This window comes from Parasutterella muris (assembly GCF_009767915.1).
In the GTDB taxonomy this organism is placed as follows: domain Bacteria; phylum Pseudomonadota; class Gammaproteobacteria; order Burkholderiales; family Burkholderiaceae_F; genus Parasutterella; species Parasutterella muris.
The window spans coordinates 1-3,586 of sequence record NZ_WSRP01000071.1 but is presented as its reverse complement, the minus strand read 5'-3'; the positions used below and the strand labels follow the sequence as shown (position 1 = coordinate 3,586).

The following is a 3,586-nucleotide window of genomic DNA, read 5'->3' as shown; positions in this document are numbered from 1 at the left end:
GACGTAACCAGCAGGAAATCTGACGAAGAAAACTCTTTTTACTGGGACCTAATCCCCAAGAAACTAAGAGCGACGATGGAAGCTCTGAAGATAGCCGTGCCTCCAAGATTTATCACCTAGAGGGCACGGAATTCAGGAAAAAGACAATCCCTTTGCTGCGTCAGTTTACGCTTACGATATTCAAGACTACAAAAAAATGAAACTCTTCTTGAGTTTGATGTTGATTGATGCAGTGTGATGTAGGTCGGGGATGCAGAGTACTGGCGGAGAGGGGGGGATTCGAACCCCCGAAACCTTTAAAGGGTTTACACGCTTTCCAGGCGTGCGCCTTAAACCACTCGGCCACCTCTCCAAAAGAGAATGCGATTATATGGGATAAAAAAACGTTTGTCATCTCAAAAAGCTAATTTTTTTCAGATTTTTTATTTTTCTTTAAAATAACTTTTTTAAACAATAAGTTAAAAATTTTAATAGTTTAATTTTTTGATTTAATGAATAAACAACCATTTTTTTAGGACGGTATAAGCGCGGTGGGAATTGAAATATTTGATGATAAATACTGAATAATCAAAAAGATATATTGTTATTCTCAACGTCTGATGTCTCAGTCTTTATAGTGATATTATTTAATATCTCGTTTCAATTTCTAAGGATTTATAGGATGTATCCGGAGCCTAATCTCAAAAAAGAATTGGCAAAGCGCTTGCAGCAGCTCCGACTGGAAAACAATCTCACACAAGCCGGACTTGCTCAGCTTTGTGAACTTCCTCAGCCGGTTATTTCCTTATTTGAAAAGCCCGACAGTAATCGTTTACCGACATTGGCAACTTTGGTGAGTCTGGCTAACGTCCTTAATGTTTCCTGCGATTATCTTCTTGGAAGAACTGATGATAAGAGAGGTGCACGTAATATTGTCTCGGAAGACTCGGTCATAGCTCACCTTTCACGCAGAGATAAACAAATTCTGATCCATGTAGCAAAAGGACTCCTTGCCGCAGCAGATCAAAAACAAGAGGTAATGAAGAACAGCCGGAGCAATAAACAAGTACCGATGGGTCAGCAGAAATTAGATCAGGCTTAGTTTTATAGAATCAGTTTCGATGAGGCCTAAGAACGAAAAAAGTTTGGCTATTAAAGAGAAAATTAGGAGTCCAAACTGTGAGTCAGCAACGGCCTAAATACAGTACCTCAATACAGTGTTCTTGTTGTGGGCCGAAACGGGATTACGCAGCGATCCGTTTTCAAATCGATCTGATAAAGTATGGAACGAATAATAACCACTTAACTGCCTATAGCGGGTTTTAGGCTTAATACGATGCAACTCAGTAAATTAATTTCGTCGATCCTTGTTTTTTCCAGCTGCGCCTTCATTCTTACAGGATGTTCAAATGTCGACCCTGATGAGGCTATAACTCAGGACAATGTGAAAAAAGCGGCAAAAAGTTTCGATAAAAATGAAAATGTAAAGATCACGGCACTCGGGGGAAGCGCATATCTCATCGGGAAAACGGTTAACAGCGTTAAAAAACGACTCGAGTCTGATTACCACAGCTTTGAAATTAAGCAGCTTTTGGAAAACACACGCTTTAATCGAAAAAATAACCTTGAACTCTTCGGTAAAGGGAAGCTGACCGCGGACGGCGTAAAAAGTGATGCGGTACTTTCGCAGAGAGAAAAACAGAATGAGCTTACAGAGCTGTCGGCTTATGCAAATTATGTAAAAAATGTGCAAAGGGAAAGCTCTCGGGAGCTGCCTCTGGGTTCTGCCGTCTTGGCTAAGGGCGCGTTAACCTGCAGAAGATTTTCCGATCTTGAAGCTCTTTTGGCAACAGAAGATACTCCGAGTTTTAATAAAGATAAAAACAGAAAGATCAGACGCAAGGAGTGTCACGTTCTTCCTAAAGAGATCAAGCTTCGCATTCGTGAGATAAAAAAACTGGAAAAAGGCGGGGAAGTCTATCAAACAGCACGCGGCTGGCTGTCCGTAAAAGATGTTAAAACTAAGCCTTCAAAGGAAGAATTAGATGAGCTGAGGAAAGAACAGACAGCAGTTCTCGAGCAGCTGAAAAATCATCCGAGTCCGGCTTTCTATAACGGCTACCGTTCACTGCTAAATTTGTCAGATGCAGATAAAACAAGAACAGAACTGGCCAATAAGGCTATTGCAATCAACATGAAAGAATTTGGTGAAGATTGGACAACTGCTTCGAAAAGACTCGTCAAGGAACAGCAGGCGTTTAATGCTTCAGAATACAAATGCTTCTTCCAAAAAGACTGCAGTGAAAACGAAAAGCTGAACCTGAGAATGGCGCATTATGTCCTCACACCCGAAGAATCCGGAATTAAATACGGAACTCTGCCTTGCGAAATACGCAAGGGTGCAAAATGCTGGAATGCGATAACCGATTAAATTAAGCGCGGTTTAAAAAGGAAGCGCTGACAGCTTTTTTAACGAAAACCGAATTTACGGAGCAGAAGACCTGCTCCTTTTTTTATCCAGTTGGTCGGCTCTGTAAAAACCAATGAAGTTTCAGAATACGAGATTTGGTTGGTCATCAGCCAGACATCCAGAAGTCTTTCAGAGAGGAAACCGAAAACTCTTGCATCGTTTTTGCTGTATGAAGAAATGTCCAGGCGGCGCTCAACTTCAGAAAGCACAGAAAAAAGGAACTCACAGTAGTGATTAAAGAAGTCTCTTCGCATCACAAACATATTGAAAATATGAGTGCGGCGCCCATTCATTACCGTATCAAATGCTACCAGGTAATTAAGAAACCTCTCGCGCAAAACTTGTTCGAGTACCTCTAAGTCTTTGGCATGATGCGCATGTACATATTGAGAGCGTACAGTTTCGATAAAGTAATTGCGTTTGGGCGGCAGCAGCACATTGGAAGAAGAAAGCAATTTCTGAAAATCCGCCAGAGACAAAACGCAGTCCACTGGTCTCTGAAATAAACGCCGTTTGCCGAAATATCTGCGGTAGTGAACCAGACCAATATGTGTGACATCAGAAGGAAGGTTTTTCCAAGCCCAGTAAACAGCGGTAAGCTCGCAGTAGTTTGGATTCTTTTCTGAAATGTTCAATCCGGTATTGTCACGATAGCCGCCAAGGCCGATGTCTTTGCGCGAGCAGGCGCCGACTTCAATCGGTTTGTAAATATCAGAGGCCGGCAGCACATAGGGACGATGAGCTGCAACAAGAATTTCCAGTTTCATTGAATCGTAAAAATACCGAATGTTCAGGCCCTCATGATACCCGCAGAATGGCCGTATCACGACAAGATCTTCGTTCAGAGAAACCGAAGATGAAAGAGCCCCAATGAGCAGCAAGCAATCACAGCTACGCTGTATCTATTTGTAATAATTTGACGGTTGATTTGACAACCCAAAAAATCATCTTCATAATTCGCATCCTCGCTGATCAACACGACAGCGAAAACAAAGTTCTTTAAAAATTTATCGACGACCGATAAGAGCGGGCGCTGAAGATTTAAGCGGGTTTAGAGGACTGAATTCGCGAAGAAATTTTTAGCTCGCGCTTATTGGATGAAGGAGTAGAAATACTCCGTCAAACACCAAGAGAGTG

The 3,586-nt window shown here is 41.9% G+C and carries 3 protein-coding genes and 1 tRNA gene; 2 read left to right on the top strand and 2 right to left on the bottom strand.

What is annotated here, in order from left to right; genetic code table 11:
- Nucleotides 1–261 precede the first annotated feature (261 nt).
- A tRNA-Ser gene (locus tag E5987_RS12415) sits at nt 262–352 on the bottom strand.
- 264 nt (nt 353–616) lie between these two features.
- Between E5987_RS12415 and E5987_RS12410 the strand changes: the two genes are divergently transcribed.
- Together E5987_RS12410 and E5987_RS12405 are read left to right on the top strand one after the other, a co-directional pair.
- Nucleotides 617–1,081 (top strand): helix-turn-helix domain-containing protein, encoded by a 465-nt coding sequence (locus tag E5987_RS12410; RefSeq protein WP_304468524.1) that lies wholly within the window; start codon nt 617–619, stop codon nt 1,079–1,081.
- A 234-nt stretch (nt 1,082–1,315) separates the two neighbouring features.
- Nucleotides 1,316–2,410, top strand: coding sequence for a hypothetical protein (locus tag E5987_RS12405; RefSeq protein ID WP_160336383.1), 1,095 nt, complete (start codon nt 1,316–1,318; stop codon nt 2,408–2,410).
- Nucleotides 2,411–2,448: 38 nt separating this feature from the next.
- On the opposite strand, the gene E5987_RS12400 is transcribed toward E5987_RS12405, so the two are convergent.
- Nucleotides 2,449–3,216 (bottom strand): DUF4422 domain-containing protein, encoded by a 768-nt coding sequence (locus E5987_RS12400; protein ID WP_160336382.1) that lies wholly within the window; start codon nt 3,214–3,216, stop codon nt 2,449–2,451.
- Between the last annotated feature and the right edge of the window lie 370 nt (nt 3,217–3,586).

Bases quoted from the DNA above. Each gene is read 5' to 3' on its own strand.
- E5987_RS12400 (WP_160336382.1), bottom strand. From the start codon at position 3,216: ATGAAACTGGAAATTCTTGTTGCAGCTCATCGTCCCTATGTGCTGCCG.
- E5987_RS12405 (WP_160336383.1), top strand. From the start codon at position 1,316: ATGCAACTCAGTAAATTAATTTCGTCGATCCTTGTTTTTTCCAGCTGC.